This window comes from uncultured Lactobacillus sp. (genome assembly GCF_902491705.1).
Lineage (GTDB): Bacteria > Bacillota > Bacilli > Lactobacillales > Lactobacillaceae > Lactobacillus.
Genome location: NZ_CABUIW010000001.1, coordinates 23,943 through 47,780 on the forward strand (window position 1 = coordinate 23,943; position 23,838 = coordinate 47,780).

General features: G+C 36.7%; 18 protein-coding genes. All 18 read left to right on the top strand.

Going from position 1 to position 23,838, the window contains the following annotated elements; all coding sequences use genetic code 11:
• Window positions 1-9: 9 nt before the first annotated feature.
• Entirely contained in the window at window positions 10-1,266 is a 1,257-nt protein-coding gene (rseP, locus tag RDN22_RS00135; RefSeq protein WP_308554698.1) for an RIP metalloprotease RseP, read from the top strand.
• 46 nt (window positions 1,267-1,312) lie between these two features.
• Window positions 1,313-3,010: a proline--tRNA ligase gene (locus RDN22_RS00140; protein WP_308554700.1), complete on the top strand. Its 1,698-nt coding sequence runs from the start codon at window positions 1,313-1,315 to the stop codon at window positions 3,008-3,010.
• A 5-nt stretch (window positions 3,011-3,015) separates the two neighbouring features.
• On the top strand, window positions 3,016-7,323 hold the full coding sequence (locus tag RDN22_RS00145; protein ID WP_308554702.1) for a PolC-type DNA polymerase III: 4,308 nt from the start codon (window positions 3,016-3,018) through the stop codon (window positions 7,321-7,323).
• Between the two features lie 110 nt (window positions 7,324-7,433).
• On the top strand, window positions 7,434-7,910 hold the full coding sequence (rimP, locus tag RDN22_RS00150; protein WP_308554704.1) for a ribosome maturation factor RimP: 477 nt from the start codon (window positions 7,434-7,436) through the stop codon (window positions 7,908-7,910).
• Window positions 7,911-7,929: 19 nt separating this feature from the next.
• Window positions 7,930-9,117, top strand: coding sequence for a transcription termination factor NusA (nusA, locus tag RDN22_RS00155; protein WP_308554706.1), 1,188 nt, complete (start codon window positions 7,930-7,932; stop codon window positions 9,115-9,117).
• 8 nt (window positions 9,118-9,125) lie between these two features.
• Window positions 9,126-9,422, top strand: a complete 297-nt coding sequence (gene rnpM, locus RDN22_RS00160) for an RNase P modulator RnpM (RefSeq protein WP_308554708.1) — start codon at window positions 9,126-9,128, stop codon at window positions 9,420-9,422.
• 2 nt (window positions 9,423-9,424) lie between these two features.
• The gene (locus RDN22_RS00165; RefSeq protein WP_308554710.1) at window positions 9,425-9,736 is read left to right on the top strand and encodes a ribosomal L7Ae/L30e/S12e/Gadd45 family protein; all 312 of its coding nucleotides are present in this window, start codon (window positions 9,425-9,427) and stop codon (window positions 9,734-9,736) included.
• A gap of 4 nt (window positions 9,737-9,740) precedes the next feature.
• Window positions 9,741-12,338: a translation initiation factor IF-2 gene (gene infB / locus RDN22_RS00170; protein ID WP_308554712.1), complete on the top strand. Its 2,598-nt coding sequence runs from the start codon at window positions 9,741-9,743 to the stop codon at window positions 12,336-12,338.
• Between the two features lie 18 nt (window positions 12,339-12,356).
• A complete protein-coding gene (locus tag RDN22_RS00175; RefSeq protein WP_308554714.1) occupies window positions 12,357-12,722 on the top strand; it encodes a ribosome-binding factor A in 366 nt (121 codons plus the stop codon).
• A 49-nt stretch (window positions 12,723-12,771) separates the two neighbouring features.
• A complete protein-coding gene (truB, locus tag RDN22_RS00180; protein ID WP_308554716.1) occupies window positions 12,772-13,665 on the top strand; it encodes a tRNA pseudouridine(55) synthase TruB in 894 nt (297 codons plus the stop codon).
• A gap of 20 nt (window positions 13,666-13,685) precedes the next feature.
• On the top strand, window positions 13,686-14,624 hold the full coding sequence (gene ribF, locus RDN22_RS00185; protein WP_308554718.1) for a riboflavin biosynthesis protein RibF: 939 nt from the start codon (window positions 13,686-13,688) through the stop codon (window positions 14,622-14,624).
• A 45-nt stretch (window positions 14,625-14,669) separates the two neighbouring features.
• Complete coding sequence (locus RDN22_RS00190) at window positions 14,670-15,215, top strand: hypothetical protein (protein WP_308554720.1); 546 nt, start codon at window positions 14,670-14,672, stop codon at window positions 15,213-15,215.
• Between the two features lie 298 nt (window positions 15,216-15,513).
• A complete protein-coding gene (gene abc-f, locus RDN22_RS00195; RefSeq protein WP_374043085.1) occupies window positions 15,514-16,920 on the top strand; it encodes a ribosomal protection-like ABC-F family protein in 1,407 nt (468 codons plus the stop codon).
• A 192-nt stretch (window positions 16,921-17,112) separates the two neighbouring features.
• The gene (gene hrcA, locus RDN22_RS00200) at window positions 17,113-18,162 is read left to right on the top strand and encodes a heat-inducible transcriptional repressor HrcA (RefSeq protein ID WP_308554722.1); all 1,050 of its coding nucleotides are present in this window, start codon (window positions 17,113-17,115) and stop codon (window positions 18,160-18,162) included.
• A gap of 12 nt (window positions 18,163-18,174) precedes the next feature.
• Complete coding sequence (gene grpE / locus RDN22_RS00205) at window positions 18,175-18,768, top strand: nucleotide exchange factor GrpE (protein ID WP_308554724.1); 594 nt, start codon at window positions 18,175-18,177, stop codon at window positions 18,766-18,768.
• 16 nt (window positions 18,769-18,784) lie between these two features.
• The gene (gene dnaK, locus RDN22_RS00210; RefSeq protein ID WP_308554726.1) at window positions 18,785-20,638 is read left to right on the top strand and encodes a molecular chaperone DnaK; all 1,854 of its coding nucleotides are present in this window, start codon (window positions 18,785-18,787) and stop codon (window positions 20,636-20,638) included.
• An 83-nt stretch (window positions 20,639-20,721) separates the two neighbouring features.
• Entirely contained in the window at window positions 20,722-21,876 is a 1,155-nt protein-coding gene (gene dnaJ, locus RDN22_RS00215; protein ID WP_308554728.1) for a molecular chaperone DnaJ, read from the top strand.
• A gap of 121 nt (window positions 21,877-21,997) precedes the next feature.
• Window positions 21,998-23,836, top strand: coding sequence for a translation elongation factor 4 (gene lepA, locus RDN22_RS00220; RefSeq protein WP_308554730.1), 1,839 nt, complete (start codon window positions 21,998-22,000; stop codon window positions 23,834-23,836).
• The last annotated feature ends 2 nt before the right edge of the window (window positions 23,837-23,838 follow it).

Consider the following 23,838-nt stretch of genomic DNA (forward strand, 5'->3'; position numbering starts at 1 on the left):
AGAATTTTATTGAGAGGTATACTAATCTTTTTAGTCGTTTTTGGCTTACTTGTTTTTGTCCATGAATTTGGACACTTCATTGTAGCTAAAAAGTCAGGTATTCTTGTCCGTGAATTTTCTATTGGTATGGGACCAAAGCTTTTTCAAATTAGAAGAAATCCTACGACATATACCATTCGGTGGTTACCACTTGGGGGATATGTTCGTTTAGCGAGCTCTGATGATGAAAGTAAATTGGATCCGGGTATGACTGTAGTTTTACAGTTAAATGATCAAAATGAAGTAGTCAGAATTGATGCTTCTGAATCAGACATGCCTATTGAAGGAATTCCTGTACAAGTAACAAAGGCCGATTTGGTAGATAACTTGATTATTGAAGGTTATGAAAACGGTGATGAAAATGATCTAGTTACTTATCATGTAAACCATGATGCTACTATTATTGAAAAGAATGGTACTGAATTAATCATTGCTCCTCGTGATACCCAATTCAATCAAGCTAATGTTTGGCAAAAATTAGCAACCAACTTTGCTGGTCCATTTATGAATATTTTGCTTGGCTTTGTAGTGTTCTTAATTTGGACATTTACTGTTCCTGGACCAGCTACTACGACTATTGGTTCTACTGAAGCCAATTCTCCTGCTAGAAGTGCTAAAATTGAGCCTGGCGATAAAATTGTTGAAATTAATGGTCAAAAGATCACTAATTTTGATCAAGTATCTGCCAAGATTAATCAAAGCAAAGGAAAAGAATTACGCTTTAAGTTAGAAAAAAATGGTTCAACTAGAACTGTTACGGTAAAACCAAAAGTTCGTAAAGTGCAAAAGCAAAAAGTTTATCAAATTGGTATCATTGCCAAAAGCGATGAAAGTGCCGGTGTTAAACTAAAAAGAGGCTGGGATACAGCTGTATCAACTACAGGTTTAATTTTCAATGCAGTTGGTAATTTGTTTAGACACTTTAGTTTGAATAAATTGTCTGGTCCAGTTGGAATCTATTCTCAAACTTCTCAAGTATCTCAAATGGGCTTTACATATGTTTTAGCCTTCTTGGGTATGATCTCAATCAACTTAGGAATTGTTAACTTGATTCCAATTCCGGGATTAGACGGTGGTAAGCTTTTATTGAACTTAATTGAATTAGTTCGTGGAAAGCCAATTTCAGAAGAACATGAGGCTATCGTCGAATTGATCGGCTTTGGTCTGTTGTTGGTTTTGATCATTGCAGTTACAGGAAACGATATTTATCGCTATTTTATTAAATAATTAAATTAGTTAGTTTTATTTTTACTTTAGGAGATTTTAAATAATAATGCGTCAATCAAAGTTTTTTATGCCAACTTTAAAGGAAGCACCATCCGATGCTGTGGCTGAAAGTCATAAATTGATGATTAGAGGTGGCTATATTCGCCAAGTTACTGCTGGTGTTTATGCATACCTTCCATTAGGCTACCGCGTTTTGCGCAAGGCTGAAGCAATCATCGAACAAGAAATGGACAGAATTAATGTTCCAGAAATGATTATGCCTCACTTGCTTCCAGCAACTTTATGGCAAGAATCTGGTCGTTACAAGAAGTATGGTCCAGAAATGTTTAAGCTTAAGGACCGTCATGGTCGTGAAAGTTTACTTGGACCTACACACGAAGAAACATTCACTGAAATCATTGCTAAGAACTTAAAGAGTTACAAGCAAATGCCAATGGCTTTATACCAAATTCAAACCAAGTTCCGTGATGAAAACCGTCCTCGTTTCGGTCTTCTTCGTGGTCGTGAATTTGTAATGCTTGATGGTTACAGTTTTGCTGCTACTCGTGATCAATTGGATGAACAATTTAATGACCAAGAAAATGCCTACAAGCGTATTTTTAAGCGTGCTGGTGTAACAGTTCACCCAGTAATTGCTGACTCAGGTACAATGGGTGGTAAGAACTCTACTGAATTCCAAGCTCCAGCAGCAATTGGTGAAGATACTATTGCTACTAACGAAAAGGGTACTTATGCTGCTAACCTTGAAATGGCCAAGAGTATTGACACATTTAAACAAGATCCTGAAGATCCTAAAGAATTAACTGAAGTTGCAACCCCTGGTTGTGATACTATTGAAAAACTAGCTAAGTTTTTAGATGTTCCTGCAACTAGAATTGTGAAGAGTATTCTTTACATTGCTGATGGTCAAAAAGTTTTAGTTTTAATTCGTGGCGATAAGCAAATCAACGAAGTAAAATTAGGACACGTACTTGATGCTGATGAAGTTCATGAAGCTGATACTAATGATTTGAAGGAAATCACTGGTAGTGAAAAAGGCGGTGTAGGTCCTGTAAATGCAGACTGGGCAGATAAGATTATTGCAGATGAAACTGTAAAGGATCTTTACAACGTTGTTGTTGGTGCAGGCAAAACTGATTACCAATACAAGAATGCTAACTTAGATCGTGACTTTAAGGTAGATGAATTTGCTGATCTTAGAACTGCTAATGAAGGTGAACCAGACCCAGTTGATCATTTGCCACTTAAGTTCACCACTTCAATCGAAGTAGGTCACATCTTTAAGTTAGGTACTTACTACACTAAGACTATGGGTGCAGATTTCTTGGATCAAAACGGTAAAGCTAAACCAGTTATCATGGGTTCATATGGTATTGGTGTAACTAGAATGCTTTCTGCAGCAGTTGAACAACACTTGACTGAACGCGGTGTGGCATGGCCAAAGGAAATCGCTCCATTTGAAATTCATATTGTTCAAATGAAGATGAACAAAGAAGATCAAACTGAATTAGCTGAAAAACTTGAAAAGAAATTCAGTGAAAAGTATGATGTCTTATATGACGATCGTAAGGAACGTGCAGGTGTTAAGTTTGCTGATGCTGACTTAGTTGGTGCACCAATTAGAATTACGATTGGTAAGAAAGCTGCTGATGGTATTGTTGAAGTTAAGAGACCAACTGATGCTAAGGCAACTGAAATGTCAATTGATGAATTAGATAAGTTTGTAAATCAAGAGTTAGGATAATTTTTGTGACCAATAAAAACGATCTTTTCTTAAAATTGCTCAAACAGGTTCGTTTCCCTGATAGTTTTGAAGATAATGACCTTCTTCAAAAAGGGAAGATCGAAAACGTGGATGTTTACGCTAAAGAACATAGGTGGGATATCCACGTTTTTTTTGATACTCCATTACAATACGATACCTATGTGGCTTTAAGAAAAGCTATAGAAGAAACTTTTTCTTCATTTGTAAACGTAAGATTTTTTGTTAATACTGGTGATGGATCAGATCAATATTTGCCTAAGTATTGGCATTATGCAGTTCAAAACTCTAATGTATTACAACCAATGGCTCGAGAATTTTTAGCAGGTCAAAAACCAGAAAAAGTTGATGGTCGTTGGGTAATACCAGTTGATAACAATATTATCGATGGAATAATTGAGCAAAAAGCCTTAGATGATCTGGCTTTAGAAATGCGTAAATACGGTTTCTTTAACTTGAAATTTATTACTCAAGTAGATCAAGCCAGCTTACAAAATAATATGCAAAGTTTGGAAGAGCGACATGAGGAACATGAAAAGGATATGCAAAAGCAATTTGAGCAAACTCCTGAAAAACCAAAACCTCAACCACGTCAATATCCAACTAAGCGTACTAGTTATGGTAATCGCAAGTTAGATGAAAATGCACCAATTACTCAAATTAAAGATGTAGAAGATGGCACACGTAATGTTGTCATTGAAGGTAATATTTTTAATATTGAAAGTCGTGAATTAAAGTCTGGTGCAGTTATTTTCACTGGTGAAATTACTGACTATAGTGATTCAATTGCTTTTAAGAAATTTGTTTCAGATAAAGAACAAATTGAACAAATGTCAGCTATCAAACCAGGTACTTGGGCTAAAATGCAAGGAACTGCAGCTGATGACCAATATCAACATGATGTGGTATTTAACATCAGTAGTTTTGAAACAGTAGAGCATATTGGTCGAACTGAAAGGTATGAAGGCGAGCAAAAGCGTGTGGAGCTTCACTTGCATACTAATATGAGTCAACTTGATGCAACTAATACGCCAACAGACTTTATTAAAACAGCTAAAAAATTTGGTCAAAAGGCCATTGCGATTACTGATCATGGGGATGTTCAATCCTTCCCTGAAGCTTATAGTACAGGTAAGGCTACTGGAACAAAGATTCTTTATGGTGTTGAAGCAAATATGATTGATGACCATGCATTGCTTGTCTTGAATCCAGCTCCAATGACCTATGAAGATCGTGAATTTGTAATCTTCGACGTTGAAACGACAGGTCTTTCATCTGTTTATGACACTATTATTGAAATTGGTGCCGTAAAAATGAAGAATGGGGAAGTACTTGAACGTTTTGATAAATTTATTAATCCTCACCATCCATTAAGTGAGCAGACGATCAACTTAACTTCTATTACGGATGAAATGGTTAGTGCTGCAGATGATGAAGCTGTCGTAATTAAACAGTTCCAAGACTTTTATGGTGATCGTCCTCTTTGTGGACACAACGTTCAATTCGATGTTGGTTTTGTTAATGCTGCATTAAGAAGAGCTGGTTTAAGTGAAATTACTCAACCTGTTGTTGATACGCTTGAAGTATCTCGTTTATTGCACCCAGAACAAAACCGTCACACTTTGGATTCATTAGCTAAAAAGTACAATGTTTCACTAGAACACCACCATAGAGCTAACCAAGATGCTGAAGCAACTGGTTATTTGATGTACAAGTTGCTTGATGCTTTTAACAAAAAATATGATGAAGACAATTTAAACAACTTAAATGGTTATGCTGCACATGGTGAAGTATATAAGCGTGCACGTCCTTCTCATATGACGGTACTGGCAAAGGATCAAAAGGGATTAAAGAATCTGTATAAATTAGTTTCTATCGCAAGTACGAAAGATTTTTATCGTATTCCTAGAACTCCTAAGTCAGATTTAGCACGTTTACATAAAGGCTTGCTATATGGTTCTGGTTGCTGGCAAGGCGATGTTTTTGTAGCAATGATGCAAAAAGGTTATGATGAAGCTCGTGAAAAGGCTAAATTCTATGACTTTTTGGAAGTTCAACCACCAGCAGCTTATGCACAATTAATTGAAGATGGTTTGATCAAAGATGAAGACCAACTTGAAGAAATTATTGGCAATATCTATAAGCTAGGAAAAGAATTAAAGAAACCGGTTGTAGCAACTGGTGATTCACATTATGTTGAACCACATGATGCGATTTATCGTACAATCTTGATTTCTGCTCAACGTTCTAACCCTAATAGAAATAAGCCGCAACCAGATTTGCATTTTTACTCTACACAAGAAATGCTTGATGCCTTTAGTTTCTTAGGCGAAAATGTGGCTAAAGAAATCGTAATTGAAAATACTAATAAGATTGCGGATGAGATTTCTGAAATTCAGCCTATTAAAGATGGTTTGTATCCACCTCATATTGCTCACGCTGATGAAGAAATGAAGAAATTAACTTACGATAAGGCTTATGAATTGTATGGTAATCCTTTGCCTAAGATCGTTAAAGATCGTATTGATCTGGAGCTTAATTCAATCATTTCTAATGGTTATGCGGTTATTTACTTAATTTCTCAGCGACTGGTAGCCAAGTCAAATAAGGACGGATATTTGGTAGGTTCACGTGGTTCCGTAGGTTCTAGTTTAGTAGCCACAATGTCTGGGATTACTGAAGTTAATCCACTTGCTCCGCACTATCGTTGCCCTAACTGTAAGTATTCACAGTTCTTTGAAAATGGTGAATATGGTTCTGGCTTTGACTTGCCTGATAAAAATTGTCCAAAGTGTGGTACTCCTTTAGTAAAAGATGGTCAGGATATTCCATTTGCTACTTTCTTGGGTTTCCACGGTGATAAGGTTCCTGATATCGATTTGAACTTCTCAGGTGACTACCAACCAGTAGCACATAACTTTATTCGAGTTATGTTTGGACCAGATAATTCATATCGTGCCGGAACTATTGCCACAGTTGCTGATAAGACTGCGTATGGTTATGCCAAGCACTTTGATGAAGAAAGAGATTTGAAGCTTCGCAATGCTGAATTAGATCGTTTAGCCAGTGGTATTCGTGGAGTAAAAAGAACGACGGGTCAGCACCCAGCCGGAATTGTTGTAGTTCCAGATGACATGGATATTTATGACTTTACTCCTGTTTCTTATCCAGCCGATGATGTAAATGCAGCTTGGTTGATTACGCACTACGACTTCCACTCCATTCACGATAACATCTTGAAATTCGATATTCTGGGACACGATGATCCAACTATGATTCGTCACTTGCAGGATTTATCCGGAATTGATCCATTAACTATTCCACCAGATGATCCAGGTGTTATGTCACTGTTTTCAGGTACAAAGGCTTTAGGAGTAACCCCTGAACAAATTGGTTCTCAAACTGGTACTTTGGGAGTTCCAGAATTTGGTACTCGTTTTGTTAGAGGGATGCTTGAAGAAACAAAGCCAACTACTTTTGCCGAATTACTGCAGATTTCTGGTTTATCACACGGTACTGACGTATGGCTAGGTAACGCAGAAGACTTGGTTAATAATGGTACGTGCAAATTAAAGGATGTTATTGGTTGTCGTGACAACATCATGATGGACTTGATTCACTGGGGCGTAAAACCAGAAGTAGCCTTTTCAACTATGGAATCAGTTCGTCACGGTCGTGGAATTAGCGATGAGAATATGGCCATTCTTAAAAAGAACAAGAATATTCCAGATTGGTACATTCCATCTTGTTTGAAGATCAAGTACATGTTCCCTAAGGCTCACGCCACTGCCTATATTTTGATGGCATTGAGAATTGCTTGGTTTAAAGTGTACTATCCAGAAATTTATTACACCGCTTATTTCTCAGTTCGTGCTGATTTGTTTGATTTAGTTGCAATGAGTCATGGTAAAAACACAGTTAAGGCGGCTATGAAAGAAATTCAAGATAAAGGTATGGATGCTTCAGCTAAGGATAAGAGTTTGTTAACGGTTCTAGAAATTGCTAATGAATGTCTTGAACGTGGAATCAAGATCAAGATGGTTGATATTGATCAATCTGAAGCAACTGACTTTAAGATTTTGGATAAACATACTATTTTAGCTCCATTTAATGCCGTACCAGGTTTAGGTGATAACGCAGCTAAGCAGATTGTAGCAGCCCGCGCTGAAAAGAAGTTCTTGTCTAAAGAAGACTTAGCTAAGCGTGGTAAGGTTTCACAAACAATCATGAACTATTTTGAAGATAATGGCGTCTTAGATGGGATGCCTGATGAAAATCAATTATCACTTTTCTAGAGATCAGATTTTACATTAATTAGTAAAACATGGTATACTACTAGAGAAGTTCGAATAGGTAAATTCGAGTGAGCAGTAATGCTCACTCTTTTTATTACGGAGGAAAATTTTTGTCTAAAGTTATAGATCTTGTTCGTCCAGTTGTCGAAACAATTATTGATGAACATGGCGACATGTTGGTTGATATGGAATATGTTAAAGAAAAAGGCCAAAATTATTTACGTATCTATGTAGATCGTGAACCAAATGGAATTGATATTGATGAAATCGCGGCTTTGAGTGAACTTGTTTCTGAAAAGCTTGATACGCTCAATCCTGATCCATTGCCTGATCCATATGTTTTGGAATTGTCATCTCCAGGTGCAGAACGTCCTATTCAGACTGAAGCAGATTGGAAAAAGGCTTTAAATGATTACATTCATATTGGACTTTATCAAAAGATTGAGGACAAAAAAGTGTATGAAGGTACGCTTAAGTCCTATAATGATGAAGAGATTGTATTAGAAGTAAAGGATAAGACAAGACGAAAAACATTAACTGTTCCCCGTAAGTTAATTGCGAATATTCGTTTTGCAATTGAATTTTAGAAAGGCTGATCAAAAACTTATGTCTAAAGAAATGCTAGAAGCGTTTGCTACCTTGGAAAAGACTAAGGGCATTAAGCAAGATGTTATTGTTGATGCAATTAAAGCCGCTTTGGTAGCTGCATACAAAAAGAATTATAACCAAGCACAAAACGTTGAAGTTGATTTTGACGAAAGAAAAGGCAACTTTAAAGTTATGGCTGTTAAGACCGTCGTTGATGAAGTTCAAGATGATCGTTTGGAAGTTAGTTTAAAAGATGCCTTAGCTATTAACCGTGCTTATGAAGTTGGCGACGAAATTCGTTTCGAAGTTACTCCTAAGAACTTTGGCCGTATTGCTGCTCAAACTGCTAAGCAAGTTATTATGCAACGTTTACGCGAAGCAGAAAGAAATCACATTATTGATGAATATTCTCAATATGAAGATGAACTTGTTACAGGTACTGTAGAACGTCGTGATAATCGCTTTGTTTATGTTAAAATTGGCAATGTTGAAGCAGTAATGCCACATCATGATCAAATGCCTAACGAAGTTTACAACCCACAAGATCAAATTCGTGTTTTGGTAACTCATGTAGGTTCAGATTCTAAGGGTGCTCAAATTACTGTATCTAGAACTGCTCCAGATATGGTAAAGCGTTTGTTTGAACAAGAAGTTCCAGAAATCTATGATGGAACTGTTGAAATTGTTTCAATCGCGCGTGAAGCAGGCGATCGTACTAAGATGGCTGTTAAGTCAAATGACCCTAACATTGATCCAGTAGGAACTTGTGTAGGTCAAAAGGGTGCTCGTGTTCAAAACGTTGTTAACGAACTTGGCGGCGAAAACATCGATATTGTTAAGTATGAAGAAGATCCATCAGACTTCATCGCTAATGCATTGAACCCAGCAGAAGTAATTGCTGTTCAATTTGGCGATGATGAAGATGAAAAGAGTGCTTTGGTAATTGTTCCAGATTATCAATTGTCACTTGCAATCGGTAAGAAGGGTCAAAACGTACGTCTTGCAGCACGTTTGACTGGTTACAAGATTGATATTCGTCCAGAATCTGAAGTAGAATTTGTTGATGAAAAGTCATCAGATTCTGATAGTGAAGATGCTGCAGCTACTGATGAAAATCAAGATGCAACTAATGAAGAAGCAACTTCAACTGATGATACTGTTTCTTCAGATGATACAGATGCTGCAGAAGATAATACTGAAGAATAGGTGATTTTTTGAAAAAAAGAAAAATCCCAATGCGGAAGGATTTATTAACCGACACAATGCAACCTAAGAAAGAATTAGTACGTATTGTGATTGATAAAGAAAAGAATGTTTCTGTCGATCCTACTGGTAAAAAAGCAGGAAGAGGAGCATATGTTTCACTTGATCCAACTAAGATTGAAGCCGCAAAAGAAAAGCGCGTCCTAGATCGTAGCTTAGGTGCAAAGGTTCCAGACAGCTTTTACGATGAACTTTATTCTTATGTTGATCATCAAAAGGCAAGAAAAGAATTATTTGGTGATAAATAAGATTGCAAAATAGACAAAAAGCAATTAATTTGTTAGGTTTAGCAGAGCGTGCTAGAAAATTAACAACTGGTACTGAAACTGTAATTGCCGAAGCAAATAAAGGAAAAATAAAAGTGATCCTGATGGCCAGTGATATTCAAGCCAACACTGCCGAAAAGGTGGATCGCGTTGCCAGAAAAAATAATATTCCTATGATAAACTCATTTTCAGCTGATGAAATGTCAAAAGCAATTGGCAAAAAGCGAAAAGTTTTAGGATTAACTGATGCTGGTTTTGCTAAGGCATTAGTTAAAAGAATAAATGAAGGAGTGTGATTGGATGGCAAAGAAAAGAATTTATGAAATTGCAAAAGAAGTAGGCGCTGATAATAAAGTTGTAGTCCAAAAAGCAAAGGATTTGGGCTTTGATGTGAAAAATCATATGTCATCAATTGATGATTCACAGGCTGCAAAATTGAAGAGTAGTTTCCAAAACTCCGCTCCTGCCAAGAAGAATAATAAGATCAAGATTTCTGTTTCATCTATTCGTAAGAATGAAAAGAAACAAGAAGATAATAATTCTTCTAAGAAGCCAAGAAGACGTAATAATAAGCGTCATCAAAACAATGATCGTAATCGTGATAATAGAAATGAACGCGGCAATAGAGCTAACTCAGGCAAGCCTAAGGCAGCAGCTTTGCTTCAACAATTTAAGCAAAAGCAACGTGCTGAAGAAGGCCAACTTAATAAAGAAGCTCAAAAAGCCAAGAAAGAATATCACGAACAGTTGAAACATCCAAAACAAGAACAACCAGTGAAAAATAATAAGAAAACTAACAACGATAACAAGAAGAAGTCAGAACCAGTTGAAAAGAAAGTAATTGGCCCTAAGATTTTAAAGCCATCTCCAGCTCGTTTAAAGCAAAATCAACCTTCAGCTAATGAAAGAGTAGCTGCTAAAGTTACTATTCCAGAAGCTCCTAAGGATGAGGATCGTGGCAATGGTCGTGGTAGAAACACAGGTAAGCCAGGCCGTAAGGGAAAGAACCAATTCTTTAACGGACGTAATGAACATTCAGATCGTTCAGAAAGAAAACGTCGTAAGAATAAGAAGAGACAACAAGAACAAAAACCAAAGAAGCAACCAACTAAGCGTAAGGAACGTCCATTACCAGAAGTATTAGTTTACGAAGAAGGTATGAATGCTCAAGACTTAGGTAAATTACTTCACCGTGAACCAGCAGAAATCGTTAAGAAGTTATTCATGCTTGGTGTAATGACTAACCAAAACCAATCTTTGGATAAGGATACGATTGAATTATTAGCTGCTGAATACGGTATCGATGCTAAGCAAAAGGTTCATGAAGATATTTCTGATATTGACACTCTTTACAACAAGAGAATGGAAGAATCAAAGAAGTCTAAGAACCAAGTTAAGCGTCCACCAGTAGTTACTATCATGGGTCACGTTGACCACGGTAAGACTACTTTGCTTGACCGTTTACGTCATACTCATGTTTCAGCTCATGAAGCTGGTGGTATCACTCAGAAGATCGGTGCTTACCAAGTTAGATTAGATAATCGTTTGATTACTTTCTTGGATACTCCAGGACACGCCGCATTCTCTAATATGCGTGCACGTGGTGCTGAAATTACCGATATTGTTGTTTTGGTTGTAGCCGCAGATGACGGTGTAATGCCACAGACTGTTGAAGCTATTGACCACGCTAAGAGTGCTAACGTTCCAATTATTGTTGCTATTAACAAGATGGATAAACCAGGTGCTAACCCACAACATGTAACTGAAGAATTAATGAAGTATAACTTAATTCCTGAAGATTACGGTGGTGACACAATTTTCGTTAACATTTCAGCTAAGACTGGTCAAAATGTTGATGACTTGCTTCAAATGATCTTGCTCCAAGCTGATGTGATGGAACTTAAGGCTAACCCAACTGAAATGGCTATCGGTACTGTAATTGAAGCTCGTTTGTCACGTGGTCGTGGTCCTGTAGCCGACGTTTTGATCCAACAAGGTACACTTAATATTGGTGACCCAATTGTTGTTGGTGATACTTTCGGTCGTGTACGTACTATGACTAACGACCGTGGTCGTCAAGTTAAGAAGGCTACTCCATCTGAACCTGTTGAAATTACTGGTTTAAACGATGTTCCTGAATCAGCTGATAAGTTAGTTGAATTTAAGGATGAAAAGACAGCAAGAAGTGTTGGTGAAGCTAGAGCACAACAATCATTGCAAAAGTCACGTGAAAAGGTACAACACGTTACCCTTGATAACCTCTTTGATACTATGAAGAAAGAAAACATGAAAGAGGTTGACATTGTCTTGAAGGCTGATGTTCAAGGTTCAGTTGAAGCTTTGCAACAATCACTTGAAAAGATTGAAGTTGAAGGCGTACGTGTTAACATTATTCACTCAGGCGTTGGTGCAATTAATGAATCAGATGTTACTTTAGCTGGTGCATCTAACGCATTCATTATTGGGTTCAATGTTCGTCCAACTGCAACTGCCAAGAGTCAAGCTGAAACTGACTCTGTTGATATTCGTTTGTACAGTGTCATTTACAAGGCTATTGACGATGTTACTGCTGCCATGAAGGGTATGCTTGAACCAACTTACGAAGAAAAGGTTATTGGTAACTTAACAGTTCGTGAAACTTGGAAGGTTTCAAAGGTTGGTACAATTGCTGGTTCCTTCGTTGATAAGGGTGTAGTTAAGAATGATTCTAAGATTAGAGTTATTCGTGACGGTATCGTTAAATACGATGGCGAAATTGCATCACTTAAGAGATTCAAGGACGATGTTAAGGAAGTTAAGCAAGGTAACGATTGTGGTTTGACTATTAAGGACTACAACGATATCAAGGTCGGCGACGAATTCGAAGTATACGAAATGCAACAAGTTGAACCTAAGTAATTATTTTAGGAGGAAAACATGAAGCATAGAGTTGGTCGTGTTGAAGGAGAAATCCTTCGTGAATTAACCAAAATTTTGCGTAAGAATATTCGTGATCCACGTTTAAGCGAAGTTACAATTACTGCGGTTGAATGCACGAATGATCTTTCATATGCAACTATTTACTATAGTTTATTAACTGAAGATCCCGAAAAAGAAAAGGAAGTTGAAGAAGGCTTAGAAAAAGCAAAGGGCATGATGCGTCACTTGCTTGGTCAAACTTTGACAGTATATAAAGTTCCTGAACTTATTTTTAAACGTGATAATTCAGTAAAATATGGTAGTAAAATTGACCGTTTAATTGCAGAAGTTAAAAAGCAAGATGCTGAACGGGCAAGTAAGTAAAAAAGGCGCCGTTAAGGCGCTTTTTTTGTTAAGTAGATAGGGTATAAATATGTTAAATGGAATTTTAGTTATTGATAAAGACAAGGATATGACAAGCGCAGATGTTGTTTATCATTTACGTCGTGCTTTGCATATTAAAAAGATCGGTCATGCTGGTACCTTAGATCCTGAAGTTACAGGAGTTTTACCTATAGCAATTGGTCAAGCAACTAAATTAATTGAATTAATGCATACGCGTCCTAAGAAATATCAAGGAAAAGGACTTTTGGGCTATGCGACTGATTCTTATGATGCAACAGGTACTGTTTTAAAAGAAGAAAAATTAGATCATCCTTTTACTTCTGAAGAAATTCAGGCAGGAATGAATTTGTTTAAAGGTGAAATTGAACAGGTTCCTCCTATTTACTCAGCAGTTAAAGTAAATGGTAAGCATTTGTATGAATATGCTCGTGAAGGTATTGCTGTTGAGCGCCCTAAGCGAGTTGTTGATGTCTATAATTACCAATTAATGCATGAGCCTGTTTTTGATCAAGAAAAAGGACAAGAAAGTTTTGATTTTGAGATCGAATGTAGCAAAGGTACATATGTTAGATCATTAGTTAACGATTTAGGCGAAAAATTAGGCAAGCCTGCTGTTATGACAGAATTGAGACGAACAGCTAGCTCTGGCTTTGATATTTCTCAAGCAGTAAAATTAAGTGAGATTGAAGCAAATCCAGAAAAAGCAAGTGAATTGATTCAACCAATTGATGCCTTTTTTGTAAATTATGAGACAATTGACTTAACAGAAGATCAATGGAAAAAAGTGCAAAATGGTGCATGGATTAAATTAGAAACAGATGCTAAAAAAGTAGCTTTAAGGTACAATAAAAAAGTTAAGGCAATTTATGAGAACAAAGGGAGACTCTATTGCCCAAGTCTAATGTTGCTTCAAAATGAATAATTGAAACGAAGGAATTAGTTGTGAAAATCGTCCATTTAACTTATCCAGTTAAGGAAAATATTCTATCTTCAAAAATAATACTTGCTCTCGGCTTTTTTGATGGCGTTCATTTAGGGCATCAAAAATTAATTCTGAGAGCAAAAAAGATTGCCGATCAAAAGAATTTGCCTCTAGTAGTAATGACTTTTGATCGACATCCTAAAGAAGTTTATGCGGATAAAAAGAATTTTAAATATCTTGAAACGCTTGAAGAAAAAGCAGATAAAATGGCTGAATTAGGTGTCGATTACTTGGCTATTATGCCTTTCACGAAAGATTTTAGTCGAATTAAAGCACAAGAATTTGTCGATAATGTAATCGTCAGATTAAATGCCGACACTGTTGTTGCGGGCTTTGACTATACATATGGTGAAAAGGATATCGCCAATATGGATCACCTTCCTGATTTTGCTAAGGGTAGATTCAATATTGTAGTTATGCCAAAGCAAATTTTTGACGGTAAAAAAATTGGTTCTACTGAAATTCGTCAGGCAATTAAAGACGGTAAAATGGATCTTGCTTATGAATTAATGGGACATCACTACGTTATGAGTGGAACAATAGGACATGGCAAGCGAAATGGACATAAGCTGGGCTTCCCAACAGCTAATTTGGTTTGGGCTGATCACAAAGTAGTTCCTAAAATTGGTGTGTATGCGACTAAGACTGAAATTAACGGTAAATGGTATGAATCGATGACCAGTGTTGGCTATAACGTTACAATCGGTCAAGAGAAGAAAATTTATATCGAATCGAACCTGTTTGATTTTGACGAAGATGTGTATGGTAAGCCAATGAAAATAAAGTGGTACAAGTATACACGAGGAGAGATCAAGTTTGCTAGTTTGGATGAATTAAAAAAGCAACTTGAGAAAGATCAAGAGGAAATCAAAGCGTATTTTGCAAGTGAGGCAAAATAATGCTATAATATTATTAGGCAAAGTTAATATAAGGAGGATGAGAAAATGAAACATAAATTTTTAACTTTTTTATCCGTATTCGTTGCACTACTAGGAATTTCACTCTTTGTTAATTCTAATAAAGTTAGTGCCATATCGACCAAGACTAAGCAATATTATGGAATTCGAAAGGAATTTGTAACGCCTAAAGCTACACGCGGTACGTGGTATAGCTATGATATGCAAACTAATAAGTTTCATAAGATTGTAATTACCAAGAACACTGCTGAAGGTGCTAAATTATTTAAAGCTTTGAATGCTAAACAAACAGATAAAATGGTCAAGAAGATCAATAAGATGTCTAACAAGCAAAAGAGAGCTTTTTATAATGGTATTTATGACCAAAAACTTTCTCAAGCAGAAATTTACAAATACAAGGGCAAGACAGGTTTTAATGTAAATAATTGGTTGCCAACTGTTGGTGACGGTATTTATTATGTGCCTGTTACCAGAACTCGTAATGGTAAGAAAGTTACTGCTTTAAGAATTGGAACTGGAGCAAATAACTATTTTGATTCTTATGCATATAAGACTAAGAAATTAGCTAAATAAGTTAAGAGAGCTGAAACTAGAATTCAGCTCTTTTTTTATTGAAATATGATTTGATTCATGATAAATTAAAAACATCAATTGAAATTCAAGTTTAGAAAGAAGGATTGCCGTTGCGTCTTTAATCTTGCAAAACAAAGCATAGTTTAACAATTACTCTTTTTTATAGAGGGGGGTTACTATGCACTTTTGTCAAGATTAGGCGTAATAGCATATCCTTCTTTTTTCATATCTAAAAATGCAGAGAAGGGAGTCTACTCTTGAAAAAAGTGTGGACTCTCTTTTTGCGTGAGGTGATTTTATGAGCAATATCAAAATTTCAAAATTATTTTTTAGATATGAAGACGCTAGTGACAATATTTTCAATAATTTGAACTTAAATTTGGACAGCAGCTGGAAGTTAGGCTTAGTAGGTAGAAATGGTAGAGGAAAAACTACATTTTTGAACTTATTAAGAAAGAAACTGCGAGGAATAGGTGAAATTAAAAGCAATCTTGTCTTTTCTTACTTCCCAATTACTATTAAAAATCCGCAAAATATTACTTTGTATGAATTACAAGATCAGGCTACTTTTGAGCAATGGGAGCTTGAGCGAGAAATGAATTTAATGAATGCGGATCCTGATTTGTTGTGGCAACCTTTTGATACTTTAAGCGGTGGTGAACAGACTAAAGTATTGTTGGCATTGTCATTTACTGATAGGGATGCATTTCCATTAATTGATGAGCCGACGAATCACTTAGATGAGGCAAGTCGTTTGCAAGTGGCAAAGTACTTAAAAGAGCATGATAAAGGTTATATTGTGGTAAGTCATGACCGAGATTTCTTGAACCAAATAACAGATCACATTTTAGCGATTGAAAACACTGAAATTCATTTGTATCAAGGAAATTATGCTAGCTATGAAGATACTAAAAATAAGCGTGATGAATTTAATCGAGCTAAGAATGAAAAGTTAAAGGGTGAAATACATAATTTAAATGCTAGTCGTCAGCGGTTAAAAGGCTATTCTATTAAATCCGAAAATAATAAAAACGCTAAAGCACATGATAATGAAATTCATGCCTATATTAATAAAGGGTTTTATAGTCATAAAGCTGCTAAAGTTATGAAGAGATCAAAAAATGTTGAACATCGTATGGATAAGGCTATTAAGAATAAACAAGGCTTAATGACTAACATTGAAGACGTACCAGCTTTAACGATGAATTTTCATCCTAACTATCATCAAACATTGCTAGAAACGCAGCATCTTAGTTTACAAATACAAGATAAACATTTATTTGATGATTTAAATATGATCATCAAAAACAAGGGCGTTGTTTCTTTAGAAGGTAAAAATGGGTCAGGTAAATCAACGTTTTTAAAATTTTTACTTGGTAAAGCTACTGATATTCAATATCAAGGTAAATATGAATTAGCCAATGGGTTAACCGTTTCATATTTGCCGCAAGATTTTACTGAATATACTGGCACATTAGAGTCATTTGCCGAAAAGCAAAAGATTTCATATGAAGACTTACTCAATAATTTAAAGAAAATGGGATTTCCACGAGAAAGTTTTACTACCAAAATCGAAGAAATGAGTATGGGACAACAAAAACGTGTTGCTTTAGCCAAATCTTTAGTAGAACCAGCTGATTTGTATTTGTGGGATGAGCCAGCGAATTATTTGGACGTTTTTAATCAAGATCAATTAATTTACTAAAAGAAGTTCAACCAGCAATGCTTTTAGTTGAACACGATCAATACTTTATCGAGCACGTAGTTAAACAAAGAATAAAGCTAGAAAAAAGTTCAAAATAAATTAGCACTCGTGTTGCATTATTGCTAAAGTCTAGTATAATAGAATCTGTTAGCACCTGAGAGATGTGAGTGCTAAAAGTGAGGGCGATATAATATGTTGACCGAGCGTCAAGAACTTATTTTGAAAACAATAATTACAGACTTTACGCAGACACATGAGCCCGTTGGTTCAAAGACAGTGATGAATCAATTACCAATTAAAGTATCAAGTGCAACCATTCGTAATGAAATGGCAATTCTAGAAGATCAGGGCTTGATTGAAAAGACCCACTCTTCTAGCGGTAGAATTCCTTCAAGTGAAGGTTATCGATACTATTTGGATAATTTGGTTGAACCACTGCAGTTGCCAGAGTCTGTTTATAATACAATCGGTAATCAATTGGATCGACCTTTCCACCAAGTAAATGAGATTGTACAAGAAGCAGCACGTATTTTATCAGATTTGACTGATTATACTGCTTTTGCAGAAGGGCCTGAAAGTGGGAATGTTACAATCACTGGTTTCAGAATTGTGCCACTGTCATTAAGACAGGTAATGGCCATCTTAGTTACAAGTGATGGTAATGTTCAAAACCAGGTTTATGCTTTACCACATAATATTCATGGTGAAGAAATTGAAAAAGCAGTACGAATGATCAACGATCAATTGGTTGGCAAGAGCTTAAAAGAAGTCAATATTTCATTTTTAAGCGAGCTAGCTAAGAATGAGCTTGGTAGCGATCATGTTACTGAACTGCTAGATTTGGTCAGTGATGTGTTAAAGGATGCTGCAAGTGAGCAGATGTATGTTGATGGACAGATTAATCTATTGAATAATACATCTGAACATAATGTAAAAGATATCAGATCTCTTTATGAGTTAATCGATCATGATAATCTATTTTCTAACTTGCTAGATGGTAAGGCAGATCCTAAGACCGAGAAATATCCAGTAAAAGTAAAGTTAGGTTCAGAAATGCCTAACGATTTATTAAAGAATTATAGTTTGCTGACAGCTGAATATAGTGTCGGCACCCATGGTAAAGGAACAATTGCTTTACTTGGGCCAACAAATATGCCGTATTCACAAATGATCGGACTTCTTGAATACTTTAGAAATGAATTAGCCAAGAAGCTACTTGATTATTACGGTAAATTTCAATAGAGGAGGTTAGCCGTGAGTAAAGAAGAGTTTCCTAGTGAAAAAGATTTAGATAAAAAAGAAAAGGACTCTACACCAAAAGAAGCTGTGAAAAAAGAAGCGGCTAAAGAAGCAGAGCCTAAAAAAGATAAGAAAGATAAAGAAGATCCAAAATTAGCTAAGAAGATAGCTGATTTAGAAGAAAAGAATAAGGATCTTGAAGATAAGTATTTGCGTAGCGAAGCAGAAATTCAAAACATGCAAAATCGTTATTCAAAAGAAAGACAACAACTTATCAAATATGAATCTCAAAGCTTAGCTAAAGACATTTTGCCTGCAATGGACAATTTGGAAAGAGCTTTAAGCGTTAAAGCCGATGATGATGTGTCTAAGCAATTGAAGAAGGGTGTTCAAATGACCCTTGATTCACTTACTAAGGCTATGAAAGATCACGGTATTGTTGAGATTGAAGCTGAAGGCGTTAAATTTGATCCGACATTACATCAAGCTGTTCAAACAGTAGCAGCTGAAAATGATGATCAAAAAGATCACGTTGTTCAGGTTTTACAAAAAGGATATCAATATAAGGATAGAACACTAAGACCAGCTATGGTTGTAGTTGCTCAATAGGAGAGGAAGTTTATAAATGTCAAAAGTTATTGGTATTGACCTAGGAACTACCAACTCAGCAGTTGCAGTTCTTGAAGGTAAAGAACCTAAGATCATTACTAACCCAGAAGGTAATCGTACTACTCCATCTGTAGTTGCTTTCAAAGACGGTGAAATTCAAGTAGGTGAAGTTGCTAAGCGTCAAGCTATTACTAACCCTAACACCATTGTTTCAATCAAGCGTCACATGGGTGAAGCTGATTACAAAGTTAATGTTGGCGACAAGAGCTACACTCCACAAGAAATTTCAGCATTCATTTTGCAATACATCAAGAAGTTCTCAGAAGACTACTTAGGTGAAGAAGTTAAGGATGCAGTTATTACTGTTCCTGCTTACTTCAACGATGCACAACGTCAAGCTACTAAGGATGCTGGTAAGATTGCTGGCTTAAACGTTCAAAGAATCATCAACGAACCAACTGCTTCAGCTTTGGCCTTTGGTTTGAACAAAGACCAAGATGAAAAGGTATTGGTTTACGACCTTGGTGGTGGTACTTTCGATGTTTCTGTACTTCAATTAGGTGACGGTGTCTTCCAAGTATTATCAACTAACGGTGATACTCACCTTGGTGGTGATGACTTTGATAACCGTATCATGGACTGGCTTATCAAGAACTTCAAGGACGAAAATGGCGTTGACTTGTCTAAGGACAAGATGGCAATGCAAAGATTAAAGGATGCCGCAGAAAAGGCTAAGAAAGATTTGTCAGGTGTATCATCAACTCACATCTCACTTCCATTCATTTCTGCAGGCGAATCTGGTCCACTTCACCTTGAAGCTGACTTAACTCGTGCTAAGTTCGATGAATTGACTAGTGACTTAGTTGAAAAGACTAAGATTCCATTTGACAATGCTTTAAAGGATGCAGGTCTTACTGTTAACGACATTGACAAGGTTATCTTAAACGGTGGTTCAACTCGTATTCCAGCTGTTCAAAAGGCAGTTAAGGAATGGGCTGGCAAGGAACCTGACCACTCAATCAACCCAGATGAAGCTGTTGCCTTAGGTGCAGCTATTCAAGGTGGTGTTATCTCAGGTGACGTTAAGGACATCGTTTTGCTTGATGTTACTCCATTGTCACTTGGTATTGAAACCATGGGTGGTGTCTTCACTAAGTTAATTGACAGAAACACTACTATTCCTACTTCAAAGAGTCAAATCTTCTCAACTGCTGCAGATAATCAACCAGCAGTAGATGTTCACGTATTGCAAGGTGAACGTCCAATGGCTGCAGACGACAAGACTCTTGGTCGCTTCGAATTAACTGATATTCCACCTGCACCACGTGGTGTTCCTCAAATTCAAGTTACATTTGATATCGACAAGAACGGTATTGTAAATGTATCTGCTAAGGATATGGGTACTGGTAAGGAACAAAAGATCACTATCAAGAGTTCATCCGGTTTGTCAGATGAAGAAATCAAACGTATGCAAAAAGATGCTGAAGAACACGCCGAAGAAGATAAGAAGCGTAAAGATGAAGCAGATTTGCGTAACGAAGTTGATCAATTGATCTTCACTACTGAAAAGACCTTGAAGGAAACTAAGGACAAGTTATCAGATGCTGACAGAAAGCCAGTTGAAGATGCTCTTAATGACCTTAAGAAGGCTCAAAAGGACAACAACTTGGACGAAATGAAAGAAAAGAAGGATGCTTTATCCAAGGCTGCTCAAGACTTAGCTGTAAAGCTTTACCAACAAAACGGTGGTGCTCAAGGTGCAGCAGGTCAAGCTGGCCCACAAGCAGGTCCTCAAGGCCCACAAGGTGGTAACCCAAATAATGGCGGTGCCCAAGATGGTGAATTCCATAAAGTAGATCCAAACAAGTAATGGGTTTATAATTAAACAAAAGGAGAAGAGAACTACCCATTGAGTAGTTCTTTTCTTTTGAGAATCATAAGGAGTTCAAATAGATGGCACAAGAAGATTATTATAAAGTGCTTGGCGTAGATCGTGACGCCAGTGAACAGGAGATTAATAAGGCATACCGTAGATTAGCAAAGAAATACCACCCAGATTTGAACCATGAACCCGGAGCTGAAGAAAAGTATAAGCAAGTTAACGAAGCTTATGAAGTTCTGCATGATAAGCAAAAGCGTGCACAATATGATCAATTTGGTTCTGCTGGTGTAAATGGCCAAGGTGGCTTTGGTGGCGGAGCTGGTCAAGGCTTTGGTGGAGCAGGCTTTAATGCTTCAGACTTTGGCGATTTTGGTGATATTTTTGGCGACATTTTTGGTCAAGGCAGTCGACAAAGGGTAGATCCTACAGCACCACAACGTGGTCAAGACTTAGACTACACGTTGACGATTGACTTTATGGATGCCATTAATGGTAAAAAGACTCAAGTTAGCTACAATCGTGAAGAAACTTGTGAGACCTGTGGCGGTAATGGATGTGAAAAGGGTACTCACCCTATTACTTGTGATAAGTGTCATGGTACAGGTTATATGACAATCACTCAACAATCATTAATTGGTATGGTTCGTCGCCAAACTACTTGTGATAAATGTCATGGTCGTGGTGTAATTATTGAACATCCATGTAAGACTTGTGATGGTAAAGGTATTGTTGAACGTAAGAATACTATTGAAGTTGATATTCCAGCAGGTATTGATAATGGTCAACAATTACGTTACCAAGGTCAAGGCGATGCCGGTATTAATGGCGGACCATATGGTGATTTATACATCATTTACCGAGTAAAGCCATCTAAGATCTTTGAACGTCATGGTCAAAACATTTATACTGAAGTTCCAATTTCATTTGCTCAAGCTACATTAGGTGATGAAATTGATGTTAAGACTGTTCATGGTGATGAGAAGTTAACTATTCCAGCAGGTACCCAACCTAATAAGAAGTTTACTTTGCGTGGCAAAGGTGTACCTTATCTTCGTGGTAATGGCAATGGTGACCAAATTATCACCGTTAATGTTGTTATTCCAAAGCATATTAACAAAGAACAAAAAGAAGATTTAACTAACTTCGTTCATCATGGTGGCGGTGAAATCACGCCAAAAGAAAAAGGCTTTTTCGAAAGACTTAAAGATAAATTGAGCGGAGAATAAAAAGATAGCGAGCTGCATTTTGCAACTCGCTATTTCTTTGTTAATAAGTCTTCTAACATTTTATATGCTTTGCAACCTTTGCTATAATTAATAAGACAGAAATAAAAGGGTGAACATTTTTATGGACTTAAATAAATTAAAAGATTACCAAAAACATATTCGTAATTTTGCAATCGTAGCTCATATTGACCATGGTAAGTCTACTATTGCCGATCGAATTCTTGAATTGACTGATACAGTAAGTCAACGTCAACTTAAGAATCAGATGTTAGATGATATGCCACTTGAACGTCAACGTGGTATTACTATTAAAATGAACTCAGTTGAAGTTAAATATCATGCAGAAGATGGAGAAGACTACATCTTCCACTTGATTGACACACCAGGACACGTAGACTTTTCTTATGAAGTTTCACGTTCTTTGGCTGCCTGTGAAGGAGCTTTGATGGTAGTTGATGCTTCACAAGGTGTTCAAGCACAAACTTTGGCTAACACATATTTAGCTATTGATGATGATTTAGCAATTTTGCCTGTAATTAACAAGATTGACTTACCATCTGCTGATGTTCCTAAGACTAAGGAAGAAATCGAAGAGATGCTTGGATTAGATGCATCTGAAGCTGCAGAGGTTTCTGGTAAGACTGGTAAAGGCATTAAGGATATGCTAGAAAAGGTAGTTAAAGATATTCCAGCACCATCTGGTGATATTACTGCTCCGTTGAAGGCATTGATTTTTGACTCTAAATACGATGATTATCGCGGTGTTGTAATGTCAGTCAAAATTGAAGATGGTACAGTTAAGCCTGGCGATAAGATTCAAATCATGAACACTGGTAAGGAATATGAAGTTACTGAAGTCGGTGTTTCAAGTCCACATCCAATTAAGAAGGATATTTTGATTGCTGGGGATGTAGGTTATATTACTGCTAACATTAAATCCGTTCGTGAAACTCGTGTGGGTGATACTATTACTCAAGCGGATAATCCTACTGCAGAACCACTTCCAGGTTACCGTCAAATTCCACCAATGGTTTACTCTGGTATGTATCCAGTTGATAACCGTGACTATGAAGATTTGAAGGAAGCTTTGCAAAAATTGCAATTGAATGATGCTGCTTTGGAATTTGAACCTGAAACTTCTACTGCTTTAGGCTTTGGTTTCCGTTGTGGTTTCTTAGGACTTTTGCATATGGACGTTGTGCAAGAAAGATTAGAGCAAGAATTTGACCTTGATTTGATCATGACTGCACCATCAGTAGACTATCATGCAATTATGAACGATGGTTCAACTAAGGTTATTGATAACCCATCAGATTTGCCAGATGCAGGTGAATATAAAGAAGTTCAAGAACCTTATGTTAAGGCTGAAATCATGGTGCCAAATGACTTTGTAGGTCCTGTAATGGAACTTTGTCAAAGAAAACGTGGCGAATTTGTCACAATGGACTATCTTGATAAGTACCGAGTAAATGTTATCTACAATATGCCATTAGCTGAAATTATCTTCGACTTCTTCGATGATTTGAAGTCTTCAACTAAGGGCTATGCTTCACTTGATTACGAAATCACTGGCTACCGTGCAACTGACTTGGTTAAGATCGATATTTTGCTTAACAAGGAACCAATCGATGCCCTTAGCTTTATTGCTCACAGAAGTGAAGCTCAAGACCGTGCTCGTCAAATGACTTCAATGCTTAAGAAGTTGATTCCAAGACAAAACTTCGAAGTAGATATTCAAGGTGCTATTGGTGCCAAGATTATCTCACGTGCCACAATTAAACCATATCGTAAAGATGTTACTTGGAAGATTCACACCGGTGACCCTGATCGTCGTGCTAAGCTTTTGGAAAAGCAGAAGCGTGGTAAGAAGAGAATGAAGGCTGTGGGTAAGGTAGAAGTGCCTCAAGATGCCTTTATGGCGGTTCTTAAGATGAACGATGATGATATCAAAGGCAAATAAAA

What these genes read in the sequence shown, in the direction of transcription:
- lepA (WP_308554730.1), top strand. Translation starts at nt 21,998, where the DNA reads ATGGACTTAAATAAATTAAAAGATTACCAAAAACATATTCGTAATTTT.
- dnaJ (WP_308554728.1), top strand. Translation starts at nt 20,722, where the DNA reads ATGGCACAAGAAGATTATTATAAAGTGCTTGGCGTAGATCGTGACGCC.
- abc-f (WP_374043085.1), top strand. Translation starts at nt 15,514, where the DNA reads ATGAGCAATATCAAAATTTCAAAATTATTTTTTAGATATGAAGACGCT.
- infB (WP_308554712.1), top strand. Translation starts at nt 9,741, where the DNA reads ATGGCAAAGAAAAGAATTTATGAAATTGCAAAAGAAGTAGGCGCTGAT.
- truB (WP_308554716.1), top strand. Translation starts at nt 12,772, where the DNA reads ATGTTAAATGGAATTTTAGTTATTGATAAAGACAAGGATATGACAAGC.
- nusA (WP_308554706.1), top strand. Translation starts at nt 7,930, where the DNA reads ATGTCTAAAGAAATGCTAGAAGCGTTTGCTACCTTGGAAAAGACTAAG.
- RDN22_RS00190 (WP_308554720.1), top strand. Translation starts at nt 14,670, where the DNA reads ATGAAACATAAATTTTTAACTTTTTTATCCGTATTCGTTGCACTACTA.
- RDN22_RS00175 (WP_308554714.1), top strand. Translation starts at nt 12,357, where the DNA reads ATGAAGCATAGAGTTGGTCGTGTTGAAGGAGAAATCCTTCGTGAATTA.
- hrcA (WP_308554722.1), top strand. Translation starts at nt 17,113, where the DNA reads ATGTTGACCGAGCGTCAAGAACTTATTTTGAAAACAATAATTACAGAC.
- dnaK (WP_308554726.1), top strand. Translation starts at nt 18,785, where the DNA reads ATGTCAAAAGTTATTGGTATTGACCTAGGAACTACCAACTCAGCAGTT.
- RDN22_RS00140 (WP_308554700.1), top strand. Translation starts at nt 1,313, where the DNA reads ATGCGTCAATCAAAGTTTTTTATGCCAACTTTAAAGGAAGCACCATCC.